Raw genomic sequence first — 17,547 nt, 5'->3', positions numbered from 1 at the left:
AGATCCTGGCCCGACGGGTTGGCATTCAGCTGGCCAGCCTCCCGACCGATGCACCCGCACGGCAGGTCTGCGGCGCCAGGCAATCGACCTGGAAGACCAGTTCACCCATCGCGGGCTGCATGCCCTGCTCGGCGGCGCGGCGCTCCACCTCGCTGCGCAGCTGGGCGCCCGGCAGGGCCACCGAGCGTGCACAGCCCCGGCAGGCCATGCGCACCTCCACCGGCTGCTGCGCCACCGGGCCCAGGCGGTAGGTGGTGCGCAGGCTGTGGTCGCTGCGGCCCTGCAGCAGCACGCCCAGGAACTCCAGCTGGTGGATGGCACGGTACACCGTGCTCACGCTCACGCGCGTGCCGCGCAGCAGCATCTGGCGGAACACGTCGTCGGCGGCCACGCCGCAGGCCCCGGCGGCCTGGATGACCTGCAGGATGCCGATGCGCGCCGTGGTCGGCCGCAGGCCCGCATCGCGCAGGCGCTGCAGCAGGGTCGGGCAGTCGCTCACGGGCGTCCCATGCCCACGCCCGCCACCACGCCCGTGGGCTGCCAGCCCCCGCCCAGCGCCTTGTACAGCGCCACGCTGGCCATGAGCCGCGCCTGGCGCAGCAGGGCCGCGTTGTCCTGCGCGGCATACAGCGTGCGCTGCGCGTCGAGCAGGGTGAGCAGGGTGTCGGCCCCCGCACGGTAGCGCACCTGCGCCAGCGCGTGGGCCTGCTGTGCCTGCTCCAGCACCTGGGCCTGCGCGGTGGTCTGCGCATCGGTGCCGGCCACGGCCTGCAGGGCCACCTCGGCATCGCCCACGGCGGCGACGATGGCCGCCCGATACTGGGCCAGCAGCTCGTCGCGCCGCGCCTCCTGGATGTCGGCACCCGCGGCCAGCCGCCCGCCGTCGAAGATCGGGGCGGTGAGCCCCGCTGCCAGGCTGTACAGCGGGTGGTCGAAGGTGCGGCCCAGGCGGTCGGCGCCCACGCCCAGGCCGGCGCCCAGCGTGATGCGCGGCAGCAGCGCGGCGCGGGCGGCCCGCAGATCGGCATGGGCAGCAGCCAGCTGCGCCTCGGCGCGCGCCACGTCGGGGCGGCGCACCAGCAGCTCGGCCGGCAGGCCGGCGCCGATGGAAGGAGGCTGCAGCCCGGCCAGCGTGTCGGCCTGCACCGGCGGCGGCGTGGCCTGCCCCAACAGCACGGCCAGGGCCGTGTGCTGGCCCTGCACCTGCTGGCGCAGCGCCTCGATGGCCTGGCGCTGGGTGGCCACCAGGCCGCGCTGCTGGGCCCGCTCCAGCGGCGTGGCGGCACCCGCGCGGGCGCGCGCATCGACGAGCGCCAGCACGCGCTCCGCACCCTGCAGGTTCAGGCCGGCAATCGCCAGGCGCTCGCGCCCGCCCACCAGGCGCAGCCAGGCATCGGCCACGGCAGCCGTGAGCGTGAGGCCCACGGTGCCCTGGTCGAACGCGCTGGCCTGCAGGCGCGCCAGCGCGGCATCGTGGCCCGCGCGCTGGCGGCCCCAGAAGTCGATCTCGTAGCTGGCGGCAAAGCCGGCCGCATAGCGGTTGGCCGCCGTGCCATCGGTGCTGCCGCCGCCCGAGAAGCGGGCCTGGCGGCCCGCATCCACGCTGGCGCTCACGGCAGGCAGCAGTGCGGCGCCGGCCTGGCGGGCGGCCGCCTCGGCCTGGCGCAGGCGCGCGGCGGCGGCAGCGGCGTCCAGGCTCTGGGCCTGGGCGGCCTGCACCAGCCCATCGAGCTCTGCGCTGCCCAGGCTGCGCCACCAGTCGGGCGAAATGCTGCCTGCGCCGCCGCCGGCAGCGCCAGGGGTGCCCCACTGCGCAGGCAGTGCGGGGGTGGTTGCCGCCTGCGGGGGCGGGGTCGTGGCGCAGGCACACAGCAGTGCGGTGGCCAGCAGGGTCAGGGAAAGGCGCATGGCGTGTGGGAGAGAAGGGGTCGATGTCATTCCGAAGCCAGGGCCACCACGGGGTCGAGCCCCGATGCGCGGCGCGCCGGCATGTAGCCGAAGACCAGGCCCGTGGCCACCGAGCAGGCGAAGGCGCCGCCCATGGCCGTGAGCGAGAAGATGACCGGCACGCCCGAGGCGATGAGCACCGCCCCCACGGCCAGGCCGATGGACAGGCCCGCCAGCCCGCCCACCAGCGTGACCAGCACCGCCTCGGTCAGGAACTGGCGCAGGATGTCGCGCTGGCGCGCGCCGGTGGCGATGCGGATGCCGATTTCGCGCGTGCGCTCGCGCACCGTCATCAGCATCACGTTCATCACGCCGATGCCGCCCACCACCAGCGACACGGCCGCGATCAGGCCGAGCATCATGGTCATGGCGTTGCGCGTCTGCGCCTCGGCCTGCAGCTTGGCAGCGGCATTGCCGATGCGGAAGTCCTCGCGCCCATGGCGTGCCAGCAGCAGGGCGTGCATGGCCTTCTCGGCCGCGGTCACCTGCTCCACCGACGCGGCCGAGATCACCGTGTAGTCGGGCTGGGTCTGCACGCGGTACACGCGCGCCCGGCCCGCCTGGTAGGGGATGAAGACCATGTCGTCGTAGTTCTGCGCACCCGAGTCGGCGCCGCGCTCGGCCATCACGCCGATCACCTCGAAGGGTGCATTGCCGATCAGCAGGACACGGCCCAGCGGGTTCGGCGTGTCCGGGAAGAACTGCTGGTGCGCCTTGTGGCCCAGCACCACCAGCGCGGCCAGGTCGCGGTCCTCGGCCTCGGTGTAGTAACGGCCCTGGGCCACCTTCCAGTGGTGCACGGCGGGCATGTCCTCGCTCGCGGCGAAGACATAGACCTGGCGCTCCACGTTGCCCTGGCGCACGGGCGTCGGGTCGCCGATCACCGGCATCACGTAGCCGATCTCGGGCAACGCGGCAATCGCCTCCAGGTCGCCTTCGGTGATCTCGCCCGGTGGCCCGCCGCTGCCCACGTAGGCGCCGCCCAGGTACATGATGGTCGTGCCCATGGACCCCATCTGGTCGACCACGCGCTGCTTGGCGCCCTCGCCGACACCCATCATCACGATGACCGAGGCCACGCCGATGACGATGCCCAGCAGGGTGAGCCCGGTGCGCGCCCGGTTCATGCGCATGCCGCGCCAGGCGCTGCGCGCGGCTTCGGCCAGCTCGGCCCACAGGGCGCGCCGCGCCCCACTCCCCTCCCCTGCGGCACGGACCGATGGCACGGCCGCCAACTGCGCCTGCCGCTCCTGCCGCTCCAGCCCAGTGGCCTCCTGGCGCCCGCTGTCGGCCACGATCTGGCCGTCGCGGATCTCGATCACGCGGCGCGCCTGGGCGGCCACCTCGCGGTCATGGGTGATGAGCACGATGGTGTGGCCCGCGTCGGCCAGTTCGTGCAGCAGCGCCATGACCTCGGTGCCGCTGGTGGTGTCGAGCGCACCCGTGGGCTCGTCGGCGAGGATGATGCGCCCGCCGTTCATCAGCGCGCGCGCGATCGACACGCGCTGCTGCTGCCCGCCCGAGAGCTGGCTGGGCCGGTTCTCCAGCTTGTCGGCCAGGCCCAGGCGCGTGAGCAGCGCGGACGCACGCGCGGCCCGGTCCTGGCGCGACAGGCCGGCGTAGATGGCCGGCACCTCGACGTTCTCGCGCGCCGATTCGGCGGCGATCAGGTGGTAGCCCTGGAACACGAAGCCGAAGGCCTCGCGCCGCAGCCAGGCGAGCTGGTCGGCGCCGAAGCCGGCCACGTCCTCGCCGTTGAAGCGGTAGCGCCCGCTCGTGGGCCGGTCCAGGCAGCCGAGCAGGTTCATGAGGGTGGACTTGCCCGAGCCCGAGGCCCCGACGATGGCCACGAACTCGCCCGCGTGGATGGACAGCGACACGCCGCGCAGCACCTCCACCTCGGGCTGGTCGCCGCCGCCGTAGCGCCGGCGCACGTCGGTGAGTTCGATCAACGGTGGGTTGGAGGCACCCACGCTCACAGCTTGAACCTCCTGGTGCCAGCCTGCTCCGCCCGCTCACCGGTGATCAGTTGTTCGCCCACCGCCAGGCCGCTGCGCACCTCGACGCGATGGCGGCTCTTCACGGCCACCTCCACGGTGCGCGACTGCACGCTGCCATCGGCCAGCAGCACCCGCGCCGTATGCTGGCGCAGCCCCGGCGCGGCCTTGGCGGCGTCCTTGGCCGCCGCACCGGGCGCGTCCTTCAGGGCCGAGATCGGCACGGTGATCACTCCGCGGGCCTGGGCGGTGACGAAGCTGGTCTGCGCCGTCATCTGCGGCATGAGCTCGCCGTCGGCGTTGTCCACGTCGAACAGCACGGTGTACGACACCGCCTTGCTCGCCGCGGCCTGCGCGCTGGCACCGCCGCCGGCGGCCTTGCCCTCGGGCGTGGGCGGTGCCGGCAGCACCTGGCGCACACTGCTCTGCCAGCGCCGCGCGGCCGTGTCGGCCTGGTTGCCCAGCGTGGTGAAGTACACCGGCATGCCGACCCGCACGCGGCGGATGTCGGCCTCGGACACATCGGTCCACACCGTCATGGTCGAGAGGTCGGCGATGCGCAGGATGTTCGGGGTCTGGTAGGTGGCGTTCAGGGTCTGGCCCTCGCGTGCCTCCAATGCCACCACGGTGCCGGCCATGGGCGCGTAGATGCGCGTGTAGCCCAGGCGCGCCTCGTCGGCCTTGAGGCTGGCCTGCGTCTGGTCGATCTGGGCCTTGAGGTGCTCGATGCGCGCGGCGGTGGAGGCCAGTGCGGCCTCGGCCGTCTGCAGGTCTTCCAGGCGCGTGGCGCCCTCGCGCTCCATCTGCTGCTGGCGCGCCAGCTGCTGCTGCGCCAGGCGGTGCTGGGCCTGCTGCTCGGCCTGCTGCGCGCGCAGGCCGGCCAGTGCGGCCCGGCCGCCGTCCACCGTGGCCTGCTGCACGCTGGGGTCGATCTCCACGAGCAGCTGGCCCTTCTTGACCTCGGCGCCGGGTTGCACATGCAGGCGGTTGATCTGGCCCGAGACCTGGGCCCCCACGTCCACATAACGGCGCGGCTGCAGCGTGCCGATGGCGCTCACCGTGGCCTCGATGTCGCCGAGCGCGACGGGCGCGGTGTCGTACACCACCGGGGTGGGGCGGCTCCACCAGGCCGCAGCCAGCGCACCGGCCACGGCCACCAGGGCGACAGACCCGAGCCAGCGGCCCCAGCGCGCGGAAGAAGGCGAAGAAGACGAAGAAGGAGGAATCGGCGCCATCAGCGTGCCACCTCGAAACTCAGCGTGGCCGTGTGGCGCACGTCCTCGTAGCGCTTGCCGTCCAGCGTGGCGGCGCCGTTCACGCGCGCCGTCACCTCCAGCACGTACAGGCCCGGGAACGGGGTCTCCAGGCTCACCGTGCCGTCCTTGGCCGGTGCCAGCGTGCGGCGCCAGCCCGCGCTGGTGTCCACGTTGACCTGCGATGCCGCCACGGTCTGGCCCTTCCATACCAGCTTGAAAGTGTTGCCACCGGGGGTGGTGGGCACCAGCTCCAGGTCGTTGGCGGCGCGGGTCTCGGCACGGCCATGGCGCGCCTGGTAGAAGGTCAGCGCGCCCTTGTCGCCCACCACGCTGGTGGTCAGGCGCAGGTCCTGGCCCTCGGGGGCGGTGACGTCGATGTGGCCGGCCTGCGGCGCCAGCGGCAGGTCCTTGCCGTCGGCCAAGTAGGCACGCGGTGCCTTCAGGGCCGGCAGCGCGGCACTGCGGCGCTCCACCTCGCCGGTGTAGGCGCGCGCCTCTGCGCCTTCGCGCTGCAGCCACAGGTAGTCCGCATGGGCCGCGGGTGCCATGCAGGCGGCGGCCGTGGTGGCCAGCACGGCCAGGGCGGTGCCGCGCTGGCGGTTGGATCGGGAAGGAACGGAGAACGAAGAAGACAGCATGGCGTGTAGTGGATGAGACAGGAAGACAGCAGGCCGTTTTCGGAGGGCTCTTGCTGTCTATGACCAGCGAGATCGAGAAAAGGGCAATGCCAGGCCCGCTTTTTTCGGTCCGGCGTGAAATAGCCAGGGCCCGCATGGCCCTGGAGGGCGGTTCAGCCCCCGGCGAGCGTGGCGATCCCGCCGGCCAGGCCCAGCACCAAGGCCACCCCGGCACTGGCCGCAGCCTGGCGCGGCCGGTAGGCCATGAGCCAGGCCACCAGCACACCGCCCGCCGTGAGAAAGCCCCACCAGGCGGTGAAGCCCACCGTGGCGCCCCAGGCGCCGGTACAGGCCAGCAGCGCCAGTGCCAGCAGCGCGCTGCCCGCGGCACGCAGCAGCCGCCGGCGCCGGGGCGGCACCGTGCCCTGGCCGCAGACCTGTTCGTAGTGGCGGTCCATCGCCAGGCTGAGCCCGGCCATGCCCGCATAGCTGAGGGCCAGCGCCACGGCCGGGGCGCCGAGGGCCGTCATGCGCCCGCCCCCTGCAGTGCCAGCAGCGCCGCGCCGAACACGGCCGAGGCGATGGCCAGGCCCGCCCAGGCCGAGAGGGCGCTGCGCGCGCTGAACACCCAGACCACCGCCAGCGCATACACCGCGAAGCTGAGCATGGTGGCCGTGAGCAGCGCGCTGGCAGGCGACGCCCCGGCGATCAGCGGCAGGGCCAGCGACAGCACGGCCGTGACCAGCGAGGCCAGTGCATAGCCACCGAGGGCGCCCGCGATGGCACGGCTGGCCACCATGAAGCGGTAGCGCGCAGGAGAGCCGGGGTGTACTGCCATGCCGGCTCACTGCGCGACGAAGGTCAGCGTGGTGGTGTAGCCGAGCTTGGCGACCTTCTGGCCGGCGATCACCACCTCGCCCACCGCCGGCGCCTCGTGCGTGCTGACCAGCACGTAGCGGCCCTTGCCGCTCACGGGCACGTCGATGCGGCCGGCGGCGTCGGTCTTGAAGCCCTTGCTCCACTTGTCGGGCGTGATCACGGTGACCGCCTTGTTCGCCAGGGGCTGGCCCTTGAACAGCAGCGTGAAGCTGTTGCCACCGGCGGCCACGGGCACCAGCTCGTGGTCGAGCACGGCCTTGGTGTCGGTGCGGCCGGCACGCGCGTTGAACACCGCGGCCTGGTAGCTGCCGTCCTTGGCCTTCCAGGGTTTCCAGACCTGGTCGTTGAACAGGCGCACGTCGCCCGCCGCGGCCACGTCGGCCTCCAGGAATTCTTCCTTGGCGGTGAGCTTGGCGGTCTGCTTGCGGTCGCTGGTGAAGACCTGGGTGGTGGCGGCCAGCTTGGCCACTTCCTCGCCCTTGTCGTGGGCGCTGTCGGCGTCGCCCACGTAGACGCGCACCGGGCCGGTGGCATCGCGCTCCAGCCAGAGCTGGTGGGCGCTGGCGGACAGTGCGAGGGTGGACAGGGCCACCGTGAGCAGCGTTTTCTTGAACATGAAGACTCCTTGGAAAAAATCGGTGGTGGTCAGCCGGCCGCATTGGCGGCCATGAGGGGCGCCTGGGTGGCCGGCGCGCGCGCGGCCGTGGCGGCACGCAGCTGCCTGCGGCGCACCCGGTGGGCCGCCACGGCGAAGCAGGCGCCCAGCACCAGCAGGGTCAGGTCGAACCCGGCCAGCACCCAGTCGCCGGCCGGCAGGCTCACGCCCAGGTGGCGCTCGGTCGTCAAGGCATTGAGCACGGGCAGCAACGCGAAGGCGGCGGCCGCCAGCCACAGCGATTCGATCCAGGCGCGCAGCGGCGCACGGAACGCCGGGTACAGCAGCAGCAGGCCCCAGGTGATGAACATCGCGTGCACCTCCCAGTCGCGCCGGGTGGCGAAGTCGGCCGGGATCAGCCGGTTGGCCCAGAAGTAGGCCGCCACGGCCACGGGCAGGCCGGCGATGGTGCCGATGTTCAGGCACTCCACCAGGCGAAAGCCGAACTCGGGCTTCTCGCCGGCCTTGGCGCGCTTGTCCTGCTTCAGCTTGCGCTTGGCGGTCCACAGCACCAGGCCGGTGGCGATCATGGCGCAGCCGAGCAGGCCGCTGGCGAAGTACAGCCAGCGCAGCAGCGGCCCGGCAAAGCGGCCTTCGTGCAGCGCCAGCATCACGTCCTGCGTCTCGCGCGCGGCGCCGTCGTCGGCCCGGGGGTCGAGCGGGGCACCGGTGTGCGCGTCAAAGCGCAGCCGCTCGCTGCCCGCGATGCGGCTGCCCGCCACGCGCACGACCTGCACGTCGGCGTCGGCGGCCTGGGGTTGCTGCACGCTGACCCGGGCCACCTGGCCCGCGCCCCACTGCACCTCGGCCTGGGCGACCAGGGGCGCGAAGGCGATGACGGGCGCCCCCGTGCCGCCGACCGGCGCACCCGGTACAGGGCGCTGCAGCAGGTCATCATAGAAAGCCTGCGTGTTCCCGGCATAGTGGCTGGCCTGGATGCCAGCCGGCATGTACTGGAACAAAAAGAACACCAGGCCGCTGTAGGTGATCATCAGGAAGAACGGCAGCGCCGTCACGCTGATGAGGTTGTGCGCATCGAGCCACGAGCGCTGGCCCTTGCCGGGCCGGAAGGTGAAGAAGTCGGCAAAGATCTTCTTGTGCGTGATGACCCCGGTGACGATGGCCATGAGCATCAGCATGGTGCACACGCCCACGAGGCGGATCGCCACGTCGTAGGGCACGTAGTGCAGCATGTAGTGCATGCGGTACAGCAGGTGGCCGCCGCCGGTCTTGCGCACGGCCGGCTCGGCCGCCGCCTCACCTGTCACCGGGTCCAGCGCCTTGCGCACGAAGCGCCCGCGCGTAACGGGCTTGGCATCGGCCGCGGGCAGCTGGCGCCAGGTGACGGACAGGCTGCTGCTGCCGCGCTGGCCGGGCAATTGCACCGACCAGTCCTGCGCGCCCTGTGCATGGGTCTGCAGGTAGGCCTGCGCCATCGCCACGGCCTTGTCGGGCGCCACCGGCATGGCGTCACCGGCCAGCGGCAATTCAGGTCGCATCCAGCGGTCGATCTCGTAGGCGAAGTAGCCGGCCGTGCCCGTCACGAACACGAAGAACAGCACCCAGCCCACGACCAGCCCGGTCCAGGTGTGCAGCCAGGCCATGCACTGGCGGAAACCTTCTTTCATGCCGGACTCAGAAGCGCACGTCGACGCCCACGCGCAGGTTGCGCGGGGTGCCGTAGTAGGCGTTGCCGACGGTGTTGTAGTACACCTTGTCGAACAGGTTGCCGACGTTGGCCGTGACGGCCACGGTGTCGGTCACGGCGTAGCGCGCCATCAGGTCCACCACGGCATAGGCCGGCTGCGTGAAGCGGGCACGCGCGGCGCCCTGGTTGTCGCGGTAGATCTGGTTCTGCCAGCGCAGGCCGCCGCCCACCGTGAGGCCCTTGCCGATGCCCGCGATGCGGTAGCTGGTGAACAGCTTGAGCGTGTTCTGCGGCACGTCGGTGTTCAGGCGGGCACGCAGGCGGTCACGCGTCATGTTGCGCGAAAAGCCTGCGGACACCTGCCAGCCCGGCTGCACCTCGCCCGAGGCCTCCAGCTCGAAGCCGCGCGTGCTGGTGCCCGACACGGCCTGGTAGGCCTGGCTGCCATCGGGCGCGAACACGTTGGGGAGGGCCACGCCCAGGTTGTCCTGGCGCGCCTTGTAGACGGCGCCAGAAACATTGAGCCGGTCGTTCAGGAAGGCGCCCTTGATGCCGAGCTCGAAGCTGTCGCCGGTCTGCGGGTCCAGGTAGTCGCCGGTGGCCAGGCGCAGGTTCTGCGGCGTGAAGATGCTGGTGTAGCTCGCATAGGCCGACCAGTTGCGGTCGATGTCGACAACGGCGCCCAGGTAGGGAATCACCTCGCCGGTTTCACCGCGGTCGGTGATGGTGGTGGCACCCGTGGAGTAGCGGGTGCTGGTCTGGTAGCGGCTCCAGTCCACCAGGCGCAGCCCGGCCAGCAGGGCCAGGCTGTCGGTGGGCTTCAGGCGCACGGTGGCATAGGCGCTGTTCAGGCGCTCGTCCGAAGTGGCACGGCCGACGCTCGGGTTGCTGGGCTCCGCAGGGGAGGTACCGTCCCAGGTATAGATGTTGCCGATGGCGCTGCTCCAGCCGGCATGCGTCCAGTTGCTGTAGTTGGGCGCCCGGTAGCTGGTGCGCGACATCTGCGCGCCGAAGGCGATGTCGTGCTTGCGACCCAGCAGGTCGAAGCGGCCCGTGGCCTGCACGTCCAGGCTGTCCTGGCGCGGCTTGGCGGTCCAGCGGCCGGCCCACAGCGTGACGCCTGCCCCGGTTTCGCGCACGGGCGCACCGCCGCTGGCGTAGCCGATCATCTCGTCGTAGAAGTTCGTGGTGCGCGTGGCCGTGGCCTTGAGCTTCCAGTCGTCGTTGAAACGGTGCTCCAGCGCCGCGAACACCGAGGTGTAGTGGCGCTGCGAGTAGGCCCAGGGCGGGGCGGCCGAGGCCGAGCGCGCCCATTCGGTGCGTGTGCCGTCCGCGTAGTAGGCCGGCAGGCCGCCGCGCGCATGGCCCGTGGCATCGTGGTGCTGCACCGAGGCACCGGCGAACAGCTGGGTCTCGGGCGTGAGGTCGGCCTCGACCACGCCGTAGAGCAGCTTCTTGCGCTCCTTCAGGCGGTCGATGTAGGAATCGTTGTCCTGCGCCGCGGCCACCAGGCGGCCACGCACGCTGCCCGATGCGTTCAGCGGGGAGGAGATGTCCACCTCGGCGCGTGCATGGTTCCACGAGCCCGCCTCTGCGCGCACGTGGCCCTGGAAGTCGGCCGTGGGGCGCTTGCGGATCAGGTTGATGGCCGCGCCCGGCGTGCCCACGCCGTTCATGAGGCCCGAGGCACCGCGCACCACTTCAACCCGGTCGAACATGGCCATGTCGTTGGTCTGGAAGATGCTCGAGTAGTTCGAGTCCGTCTGGCGCACGCCTTCGATCATGTAGGTGTTGACGGTGAAGCCGCGCGAGTAGATGGGCGAGCTGTCCGAGCCCTGGTTGCCGCCCTGACTGGACACCAGCCCCGGGGTCTGGGCCACCACGTCGGGCAGCTGGGTCAGGCCCTGGTCTTCCATGCGCTGGCGCGTGATCACGCTGACCGACTGCGGCGTCTCGCGCAGCGACAGGCCCAGCGGCGTAGCCGTGCCGGCCTGGCGCGTGGTGTAGGAGCCGCTGTTCTCGGTCAGGCCGCTGCGCTCGCCCGCCGCGGTCACGCGCACTTCGGACAGGGTGGTGCTGCCTGCGGCGGGCGCAGTGCCAGCCGCAGGCACCGGGATGCGCTGCACGGTGACAGCCGTGCCCTCGATCACGGCCACCAGGCCGCTGCCGGCCAGCAGGCGGTCCAGCGCCTCGCGTGGCGTGAGCAGGCCCGCCACGGCCGGCGCCGTGCGGCCCGCCACCAGGGCCGGCTGCACGATGAGTTCCAGCCGCGTCTGGCGCGCCAGGTCATTGAGCGCCTGGGCCAGCGGCTGGGAGGCAATGCTCAGCTGCACCGCCGGCTGTCCGGCCACGGCGGGCTGGGCCTGAACGGCAGGGACTGCAGCAAGGGCCAGCACGGCGGCAAGGGCGAGCGGTGCGGGACGGAATCGGTGGCGGCGCATGGACAAGGGTTCCCCGGTGTTGGAATTGAATAAGACGCTTTCTCAGGTAGACGCAGCACGGCGCCCGAACCCCAGGTCGCCGGGAAAATCTTTTTGCCGAAGGGACATCGGCCCCTGGCAGGGGCCCGGAATCAGGGCGCCGCGACGATCTCGGTCGTGGCGGCCTCGCCGCCCTGCGCCGCTGGCGCCTGCATGCGCACCGGCAGCACCTGGGGCAGCACGCGCACGAAGTTGTCGAGCCGGCGCGGGTCGAAGGTGCCCGTCAGGCGCAGGGCCGCGACCTCGGGGTCGCGCACCGTGAGCTGCGTGGGGCCGTAGCGGCCGAATTCGGCCAGCGCCTGGGCCAGTGGCGTGTTGTCGAAGCTCACCCGGCTTTCGCGCCAGGGCGCGATGCCCGAGGGCGGCACCGCCGCCACCGGCCCGAGCCGGCCCGTGGCATCGCTGGCGACCTGCTGGCCGGCAGTGAGCTCCACCACGGCCCCGGAGGCCGCGGCCGGCGCATCGGCACGGGCCACGCGCACACGCCCCTCTTCCACCGCCACGCGCACGCCCGCCTCGCCCGGGATGCCCGGGGTGTTGCGCACCGAGAAGCGCGTGCCCACCACGGTGATGCGCAGCGGGCCGGCCAGCACGTGAAAGGGCCGCGCGGCGTCGCCCTGCACGCGGAACACAGCCTGCCCCTCGGGCAGGCGCACCTCGCGGCGCTGGCGGAACAACGCCACGTCGATGGCCGTGGCGGTGTCCAGCCGCAGGTGGCTGCCATCGGGCAGTTGCACATCCACCTGTTCGCCGGTGCGGGTGGCGATGTGCTTCTCGAACAGCGGCTGCTGCTGCCAGTGCTGCCAGGCGAGCAGGCCGCCGGCCGCCACCACGGCCACGCAAGCCACAGAGGCTGCCACGGTGGCACTGCCGGCCCAGGCCCCGGCCAGCCAGCCGCGCGCTGGCCGGGGGGCCGCGGCCCGTTCGCGCACCAGGTCCTGCGCCAGGTGGGCGCGCAAGCGGGCCACGCCCTGCGCGGGCAGGGCATCAAGCTGCTGCCAGTCGACCTGCCAGCGCGCAAAGGCGTCGGCATGCGCCGGGTCCTGCGCCTGCCAGGCGGCAAGTTCGCGCGCCTCCCCCGCGCTGAGCCCCCCGCGGCTGCGCACGAACCAGGCGAGCGCGTCGCGCTCGGCAGGGCCCGGCTCATGGCGGGGGGAGGACTGGTCGGTGGTCATGCAAAGGTTCGGGGCACGCAGGCCTGGAAGCGATTGTCGGTGCCAGGCCACTCCAGGGTGTAGACGCATGGGCGCCCGAAAACCCCAGGTCGGCAGGCGCAGGTCAGGTCAATTCAGGCGCTCCCCTGCATCGGCAGCCCTGTCCATCCCGTCGCGGCAGCGCCGGCAGGCCTGCATGGCACGCTGGATGTGCTGCTCCACCATCTTGCGCGAGATGCCCATCTGCGCGGCCACCTCGGCATGCGAGAGGCCGTCGAACCTGTGCAGGATGAAGGCCTCGCGGCAGCGCAGCGGCAAGGCGTCGATGGTCGCCAGCATCGCCTGCATGCCCTGGGAAGAGGCCGCCAGGGCCTCGGGCCCCAGGGCGGCAGGTGCCGCGAGGTCGGCCACGTCGGGCAGCGGCGGCTCGTCGCTGGCCCCGCCGGGCAGGGGCTCGCGCACGCTGCTGCGCCGGTGCTGGTCCACCAGCAGGTTGCGCACCGTGCGGTACAGCAGGGCCCGCGGCTGGGCGATGGCCTGGCCCGAGCGCTGCAGCGTGAGCACGCGCGCATAGGCTTCGTGCACCAGGTCGGCCGCGTTCTCGCGGCCGCGCGCGGTGCGGGCGAAGTAGTTCAGCAGTTCCTGGTAATAGCGGGCCAGCACGGCGCGGACGGGGAGAGGCAGTGGATCGACAGGCAGCACGGCCGCCATAGCAAATGCGAATTATTCTCAACATTGTAAAGGGGTGATTTCCGACAGCTGCCGGGGGAGCCCCTGCCACCTGCCCGGCTTTGCCCCCTGCCCGCCATCAACCCCGGCCGTGCACGCGCGGCGCGCTTCACGTATGGTGGCGGTTCAGCCCCTCCCACCCCACCCCACCACCCCGCACCGCCCATGGCCACGCCCGCACCCTCCTCCATCCACAGCTACGAGCCGCGCAACGGCCATGGCCTGCCGCACGACCCGTTCAACGCCATCGTCGGACCGCGCCCCATCGGCTGGATCTCGACGCAAAGCGCCGCAGGCGCGCTGAACCTGGCGCCCTACAGCTTCTTCAACGCCTTCAACTACGTGCCGCCCATCGTGGGCTTTGCGAGCATCGGCCACAAGGACACGGTGCGCAACGTCGAGGAGACGGGCGAGTTCGTCTGGAACCTGGCCACGCGCAGCCTGGCCGAGGCCATGAACCAGAGCTGCGCGGCCGTACCGCCCGAGGTGGATGAGTTCCAGCTCGCGGGCCTCACCCCGCAGGCCAGCACCCAGGTAGCACCGCCGCGCGTGGCCGAGAGCCCCGTGGCCTTCGAATGCCGGCGCACGCAGATCCTGCAGCTGCAGGGCGTGGACGGCGCACAGGTGCCGACCTGGCTGGTGCTGGGCGAGGTGGTGGCCATCCACATCGACAAGGCGCTGCTCAAGGACGGCATCTACGACACGGCTGCGGCAGGCCACATCCTGCGCGCGGGCGGCCCGGCCGACTATTTCACGGTAGGCCCCGAGCAGCTCTTCAAAATGTACAGACCAAGGTAACCCCCTGAGGCGCTTCGCGCCATCCCCCTGGAAGGGGGACGCTCCCAGCGCGGCGGGGCGGCCCTTGCGCGGGAGCACTGGCCTTGAGCATGCCAGTTTTCGCCTTCAGCGGGCATGGGCGAGCCTGCAGCCGAGACGCAAGGCCCCGTAGAAGCTGCAGCCATAGGTTGCCGGCAGTTACAACTGCGCGCGCCACGCTGTAACAAGCCGTGGCAGCATCCTGGCGAGATCCCAGGAGACACGCATGCCCCGCCCCACCTTCGCCCTGCTGGCCTCGCTGGCACTGCTCGCCAGCGCCGCCGTGGCCGCGCCCACCGTGGGGCCCTGCCCCGTGCTGCCGGCCGACCATGTGTTCAACACCCGCATCGACCAATTGCCGGTGCATCCGCAATCGGCGGCCTTTTTGCAGACCATCAGCACCGGTAGCCGGCGCCTGCACCTGGACCTGGGCCAGAGCGAGGACATGGCCAGCACCGAGTACTGGGGCATTCCGTACAACGTCGTGCAGGGCAGCAAGATCACCTGGCCCGCGGTCTACTTCAATGCCGACGGAGCCCCCGACGAGAGCGACTGCGCGCGCGCCGACGGCAGCCTGGCGCGGCCCTGCACGGGCCTGACCAGCCCCGCACGCCTGCCCTTTCCGCTGCAGCCCAAGGTGGAAGGCGGCATCAGCAGCAACAAGGCGGTCTACAACGACCACCACATCCTCAGCGTGGACACCGACACCTGCACGCTGTGGGAGAGCTACCTGAGCTATGCCCGTGCCGACGGCGGCTGGGACATTTACAGCAGCGCCGCCTTCGACCTGCGCTCCAACGCGCTGCGCCCCGCGGGCTGGACCTCATCGGACGCGGCAGGCTTTCCGATCTTCCCGCTGCTGCTGCGTGCCGAGGAGGCCAGCACCGGCGAGATCCAGCATGCGCTGCGCTTCACCATCCAGAGCAGCAAGATCCGCACGAGCTACACCTGGCCGGCGCGCCACCTCACGCGCAACGGCGATGCCTCGGCCGCCAAGCCGCCCATGGGCCAGCTGTTCCGCCTGCGCGCCGACTACGTGGTGCCGGACAGCTACACGGCGCAGGCCAAGGCCATCCTCAACGCGCTCAAGCGCTACGGCATGTACATCGCCGACGGCGGCTCGGACATGTACATCACGGGCGACCCGAGCCGGCTGTGGCAGGACGCGACCATCACCCAGGTGCAGACCGTGCCGCACACGGCCTTCGAGGCGGTGGACCTCGCGCCCATCGCTGCGCGCGCGGGCTTCAGCGCCGACAGCGGGCGCGTGCCGCCCGCACCGGGCACCGGGCCCACCACACCGGCCAGCTTTTCAGGCACGACCGAGGGCACGGTGCAGTCGCTGCGGCTGACCGGGCGCGTGCAGCCCGCATCGGGCGACGTGGGCCAGGGCGGTGTGGTCTATGTGGTGGCCTCGGTGCCGGGCGTGGGCCTGGCGGTGCTGTCGCCGCAAGGCTGGACGCTGTTCAACGGCGCCTCGACGCCAGCGCCGGCCTGGCAGGGCACGCTGACAGCCTCGCAGACCGTGCCGATCCTGGAACTGGTCAATGTGAGCGGCCTGCGCGGCACGCAGTTCTTCCTGGGCTACGGCACCAGCCTGGCGGACATGCTGAGCAACGCCAAGTTCCAGCTGATCTACACGGTGCCCTGAAATCGGCTCAGCGCGACAGGGGCGCGCACAGGCCCTGTTGCGGCTCGCGCGCCCACTGCTCCAGCCAGGCCCACAGCTGCTGCACGCCGTCGCGCCCGGGGCTTTGCAGCCCGTGGTCGGCACCGGGCAGCTCGCGCGCGCACCAGGGCGCCTTGCGCCCCTGCGCCCGCTGCGCCCCTTGCGCGAAGGCCGCAGGCGGCACCAGCGCATCGGCACCACCCCACACCTGCAGCACCGGCCAGGGCCCGTCGCGCAGGGGCCGGGCCAGCGGCCAGTGCCACAGGTCGCGCCAGTAGCCCAGGCTGCGGCCCTGCGCGGGCGCGCTGTCGGGCAGGCTGCTGTCGGCCTGCAGGCGGCCCAGGGCCTCCCAGTCGGCCCCGGCCCCGAGGCGCTGCGCCTGCAGGGCGCCGGCCTCGCGCGGGTCGAGCCCGCTCGCGGACAGCAGCACCAGGCCCGCCAGCCCGGGCACCTCGGGTGCGAGCGCGGGCAGCAGTTCGGCCCCTTCGGAGATGCCGACCAGCACCTGGGGCAGCGCCGGCAGGCCGCGGGCCTGGCGCTCCCGGGCATCGGCACGCAGCGCGGCACGGGCATGCCCGCGCCAGGCCGAGAGGCGGTCGGCCTGCACGAAATCGGCAGCGCAGGCGCCGGCCGCCGTGCGCGCACCGGGCGCCACGCCGGGCTTGTGCAGCACCAGCACCTCGGCATGCAGCAGGCCGGCAAAGTAGCGGTCGGCCAGCGGCCCCATGCCGGCGCAGCCGGAGCCGGGCACCACGATCACGCGGTAGCGCAGCGGCGCGGTGCGCGCGGGCCGCTGCAGGGCCTGCACGCGCGCCTCTCCCACCCCGGGCAGCGGATGGGGCGCGAAGGCCGTGGCATCCGCAGCAGCCTCAGGCCCCGGCTGCGCCGCGCAGCCGGCCACGAAAAAGGCCAGCGCAAGGCTGGCCTTCAGGGCGGGACGCATGCGGCCCATCATGGCTGCAGGGAACCCGCGCAGCTCACTTGAGGATCAGCACCTGGTCGGGCTGCTGGGGCACGGGCACCGGCTGGCCACCGCCCTGGTAGACCACGGGGGGTGGCGGTGGACGCACGCCGCGCGCCAGGTGGGCATCGGTGTAGCCCAGCTGGGTGGCCAGCTGCGCGTACACGTCCTGCGCCAGGCTCTGCGAGGTCTCGCGCATCACCTTGGCCCGGTTGGGCGGGGCGATGTCGCCGCGGTTGGACAGGATCTTGGTGTCGTTGCCTTCGCCCTGCGCGGAGAAGGCAGCCTTGATCTCGTAGGTGCGGGTGTTGATCAGCGAGAAGTCGGCCAGCAGCTGCAGGCCGTACTGGCGCGTGGCGCTGGTCGTGCCCTGCAGGGGCGAGAGCGCATCGGTGAAGTTGATGCTGGAGACCACGCCGAAGAGCACGTAGTCGGCACCGGCGAACTCGCCCTTCTTGATGCGGGCGACCACGTTGGCCACCTGGTTCTGGGCCTGGGGCGTGGCCATCTTGCCGGTCTGCACCTGGTTGAGCACCTGCTCGGCCTTGCTGTTCTGCGGCTTGCCGGCATCGAAGCCCTTGCTCTGCACGAGGCGGAAGTAGGTGCCCTGCAGGATCGCACCCTTGATGTCGTTGGTGTAGCCGCCGAGCTCGCGCTGCTCGATGTAGCTGTAGCGGCCGGCCACGAAGGTGCCGCTGGCCTGCTCGGAGGCCTGCATGGAGTGGCTGCCCGAGCCGCC

Annotated in this window: 16 protein-coding genes; 2 read left to right on the top strand and 14 right to left on the bottom strand. The window is 72.0% G+C overall.

Going from position 1 to position 17,547, the window contains the following annotated elements; all coding sequences use genetic code 11:
• Positions 1 to 25: 25 nt before the first annotated feature.
• From PMI14_RS33620 to PMI14_RS18050, 12 genes are all read right to left on the bottom strand, one after another.
• Entirely contained in the window at positions 26 to 499 is a 474-nt protein-coding gene (locus tag PMI14_RS33620; protein ID WP_007856721.1) for a Fur family transcriptional regulator, read from the bottom strand.
• Positions 496 to 1,908 carry an efflux transporter outer membrane subunit gene (locus tag PMI14_RS18100; protein WP_007856718.1) on the bottom strand — a complete coding sequence of 471 codons (1,413 nt, stop codon included), beginning with the start codon at positions 1,906 to 1,908 and terminating at the stop codon, positions 496 to 498. The genes PMI14_RS33620 and PMI14_RS18100 overlap by 4 nt, the downstream gene beginning before the upstream one ends.
• A 26-nt stretch (positions 1,909 to 1,934) precedes the next feature.
• On the bottom strand, positions 1,935 to 3,926 hold the full coding sequence (locus tag PMI14_RS18095; protein WP_007856717.1) for a MacB family efflux pump subunit: 1,992 nt from the start codon (positions 3,924 to 3,926) through the stop codon (positions 1,935 to 1,937).
• Positions 3,923 to 5,179, bottom strand: a complete 1,257-nt coding sequence (locus tag PMI14_RS18090; protein ID WP_007856716.1) for an efflux RND transporter periplasmic adaptor subunit — start codon at positions 5,177 to 5,179, stop codon at positions 3,923 to 3,925. Before PMI14_RS18090 ends, PMI14_RS18095 begins: the two co-directional genes overlap by 4 nt.
• Positions 5,179 to 5,838, bottom strand: coding sequence for a hypothetical protein (locus PMI14_RS18085; protein ID WP_007856714.1), 660 nt, complete (start codon positions 5,836 to 5,838; stop codon positions 5,179 to 5,181). The genes PMI14_RS18090 and PMI14_RS18085 overlap by 1 nt, the downstream gene beginning before the upstream one ends.
• A 152-nt stretch (positions 5,839 to 5,990) precedes the next feature.
• Entirely contained in the window at positions 5,991 to 6,347 is a 357-nt protein-coding gene (locus tag PMI14_RS18080) for a DUF3325 domain-containing protein (RefSeq protein ID WP_007856712.1), read from the bottom strand.
• Positions 6,344 to 6,655, bottom strand: a complete 312-nt coding sequence (locus PMI14_RS18075; protein ID WP_007856711.1) for a DUF3649 domain-containing protein — start codon at positions 6,653 to 6,655, stop codon at positions 6,344 to 6,346. Before PMI14_RS18075 ends, PMI14_RS18080 begins: the two co-directional genes overlap by 4 nt.
• A gap of 6 nt (positions 6,656 to 6,661) precedes the next feature.
• Positions 6,662 to 7,312, bottom strand: a complete 651-nt coding sequence (locus PMI14_RS18070; RefSeq protein ID WP_007856709.1) for a hypothetical protein — start codon at positions 7,310 to 7,312, stop codon at positions 6,662 to 6,664.
• A 29-nt stretch (positions 7,313 to 7,341) separates the two neighbouring features.
• Positions 7,342 to 8,979, bottom strand: coding sequence for a PepSY domain-containing protein (locus PMI14_RS18065; RefSeq protein WP_007856708.1), 1,638 nt, complete (start codon positions 8,977 to 8,979; stop codon positions 7,342 to 7,344).
• Positions 8,980 to 8,986: 7 nt separating this feature from the next.
• Positions 8,987 to 11,440, bottom strand: coding sequence for a TonB-dependent receptor (locus PMI14_RS18060; protein WP_007856707.1), 2,454 nt, complete (start codon positions 11,438 to 11,440; stop codon positions 8,987 to 8,989).
• Positions 11,441 to 11,571: 131 nt separating this feature from the next.
• Positions 11,572 to 12,654: a FecR domain-containing protein gene (locus tag PMI14_RS18055; protein ID WP_007856706.1), complete on the bottom strand. Its 1,083-nt coding sequence runs from the start codon at positions 12,652 to 12,654 to the stop codon at positions 11,572 to 11,574.
• A gap of 108 nt (positions 12,655 to 12,762) precedes the next feature.
• On the bottom strand, positions 12,763 to 13,296 hold the full coding sequence (locus PMI14_RS18050) for a sigma-70 family RNA polymerase sigma factor (protein WP_052024429.1): 534 nt from the start codon (positions 13,294 to 13,296) through the stop codon (positions 12,763 to 12,765).
• Positions 13,297 to 13,527: 231 nt separating this feature from the next.
• On the opposite strand from PMI14_RS18050, the gene PMI14_RS18045 reads away from it, so the two are divergent.
• Together PMI14_RS18045 and PMI14_RS33615 are read left to right on the top strand one after the other, a co-directional pair.
• Positions 13,528 to 14,160 carry a flavin reductase family protein gene (locus PMI14_RS18045; protein WP_007856703.1) on the top strand — a complete coding sequence of 211 codons (633 nt, stop codon included), beginning with the start codon at positions 13,528 to 13,530 and terminating at the stop codon, positions 14,158 to 14,160.
• Between the two features lie 244 nt (positions 14,161 to 14,404).
• Positions 14,405 to 15,829, top strand: a complete 1,425-nt coding sequence (locus PMI14_RS33615; protein WP_007856702.1) for a hypothetical protein — start codon at positions 14,405 to 14,407, stop codon at positions 15,827 to 15,829.
• A gap of 7 nt (positions 15,830 to 15,836) precedes the next feature.
• On the opposite strand, the gene PMI14_RS18035 is transcribed toward PMI14_RS33615, so the two are convergent.
• Together PMI14_RS18035 and PMI14_RS18030 are read right to left on the bottom strand one after the other, a co-directional pair.
• On the bottom strand, positions 15,837 to 16,790 hold the full coding sequence (locus tag PMI14_RS18035) for an alpha/beta hydrolase (RefSeq protein ID WP_108016418.1): 954 nt from the start codon (positions 16,788 to 16,790) through the stop codon (positions 15,837 to 15,839).
• 34 nt (positions 16,791 to 16,824) lie between these two features.
• On the bottom strand, positions 16,825 to 17,547 hold a 723-nt coding region (locus PMI14_RS18030), incomplete at its 5' end, for a hypothetical protein (RefSeq protein WP_007856700.1).

The organism is Acidovorax sp. CF316, from assembly GCF_000276605.1.
Taxonomy (GTDB): domain Bacteria; phylum Pseudomonadota; class Gammaproteobacteria; order Burkholderiales; family Burkholderiaceae_C; genus Acidovorax.
The sequence above is the reverse complement of the archived record's forward strand: the minus strand, read 5'-3'. Positions and strand labels throughout refer to the sequence as shown.

Coding starts and splice junctions, on each gene's coding strand:
- PMI14_RS18100 (WP_007856718.1), bottom strand. CDS start 1,908: ATGCGCCTTTCCCTGACCCTGCTGGCCACCGCACTGCTGTGTGCCTGC.
- PMI14_RS18090 (WP_007856716.1), bottom strand. CDS start 5,179: ATGGCGCCGATTCCTCCTTCTTCGTCTTCTTCGCCTTCTTCCGCGCGC.
- PMI14_RS18085 (WP_007856714.1), bottom strand. CDS start 5,838: ATGCTGTCTTCTTCGTTCTCCGTTCCTTCCCGATCCAACCGCCAGCGC.
- PMI14_RS18080 (WP_007856712.1), bottom strand. CDS start 6,347: ATGACGGCCCTCGGCGCCCCGGCCGTGGCGCTGGCCCTCAGCTATGCG.
- PMI14_RS18075 (WP_007856711.1), bottom strand. CDS start 6,655: ATGGCAGTACACCCCGGCTCTCCTGCGCGCTACCGCTTCATGGTGGCC.
- PMI14_RS18070 (WP_007856709.1), bottom strand. CDS start 7,312: ATGTTCAAGAAAACGCTGCTCACGGTGGCCCTGTCCACCCTCGCACTG.
- PMI14_RS18065 (WP_007856708.1), bottom strand. CDS start 8,979: ATGAAAGAAGGTTTCCGCCAGTGCATGGCCTGGCTGCACACCTGGACC.
- PMI14_RS18060 (WP_007856707.1), bottom strand. CDS start 11,440: ATGCGCCGCCACCGATTCCGTCCCGCACCGCTCGCCCTTGCCGCCGTG.
- PMI14_RS18055 (WP_007856706.1), bottom strand. CDS start 12,654: ATGACCACCGACCAGTCCTCCCCCCGCCATGAGCCGGGCCCTGCCGAG.
- PMI14_RS18045 (WP_007856703.1), top strand. CDS start 13,528: ATGGCCACGCCCGCACCCTCCTCCATCCACAGCTACGAGCCGCGCAAC.
- PMI14_RS33615 (WP_007856702.1), top strand. CDS start 14,405: ATGCCCCGCCCCACCTTCGCCCTGCTGGCCTCGCTGGCACTGCTCGCC.
- PMI14_RS18035 (WP_108016418.1), bottom strand. CDS start 16,790: ATGCGTCCCGCCCTGAAGGCCAGCCTTGCGCTGGCCTTTTTCGTGGCC.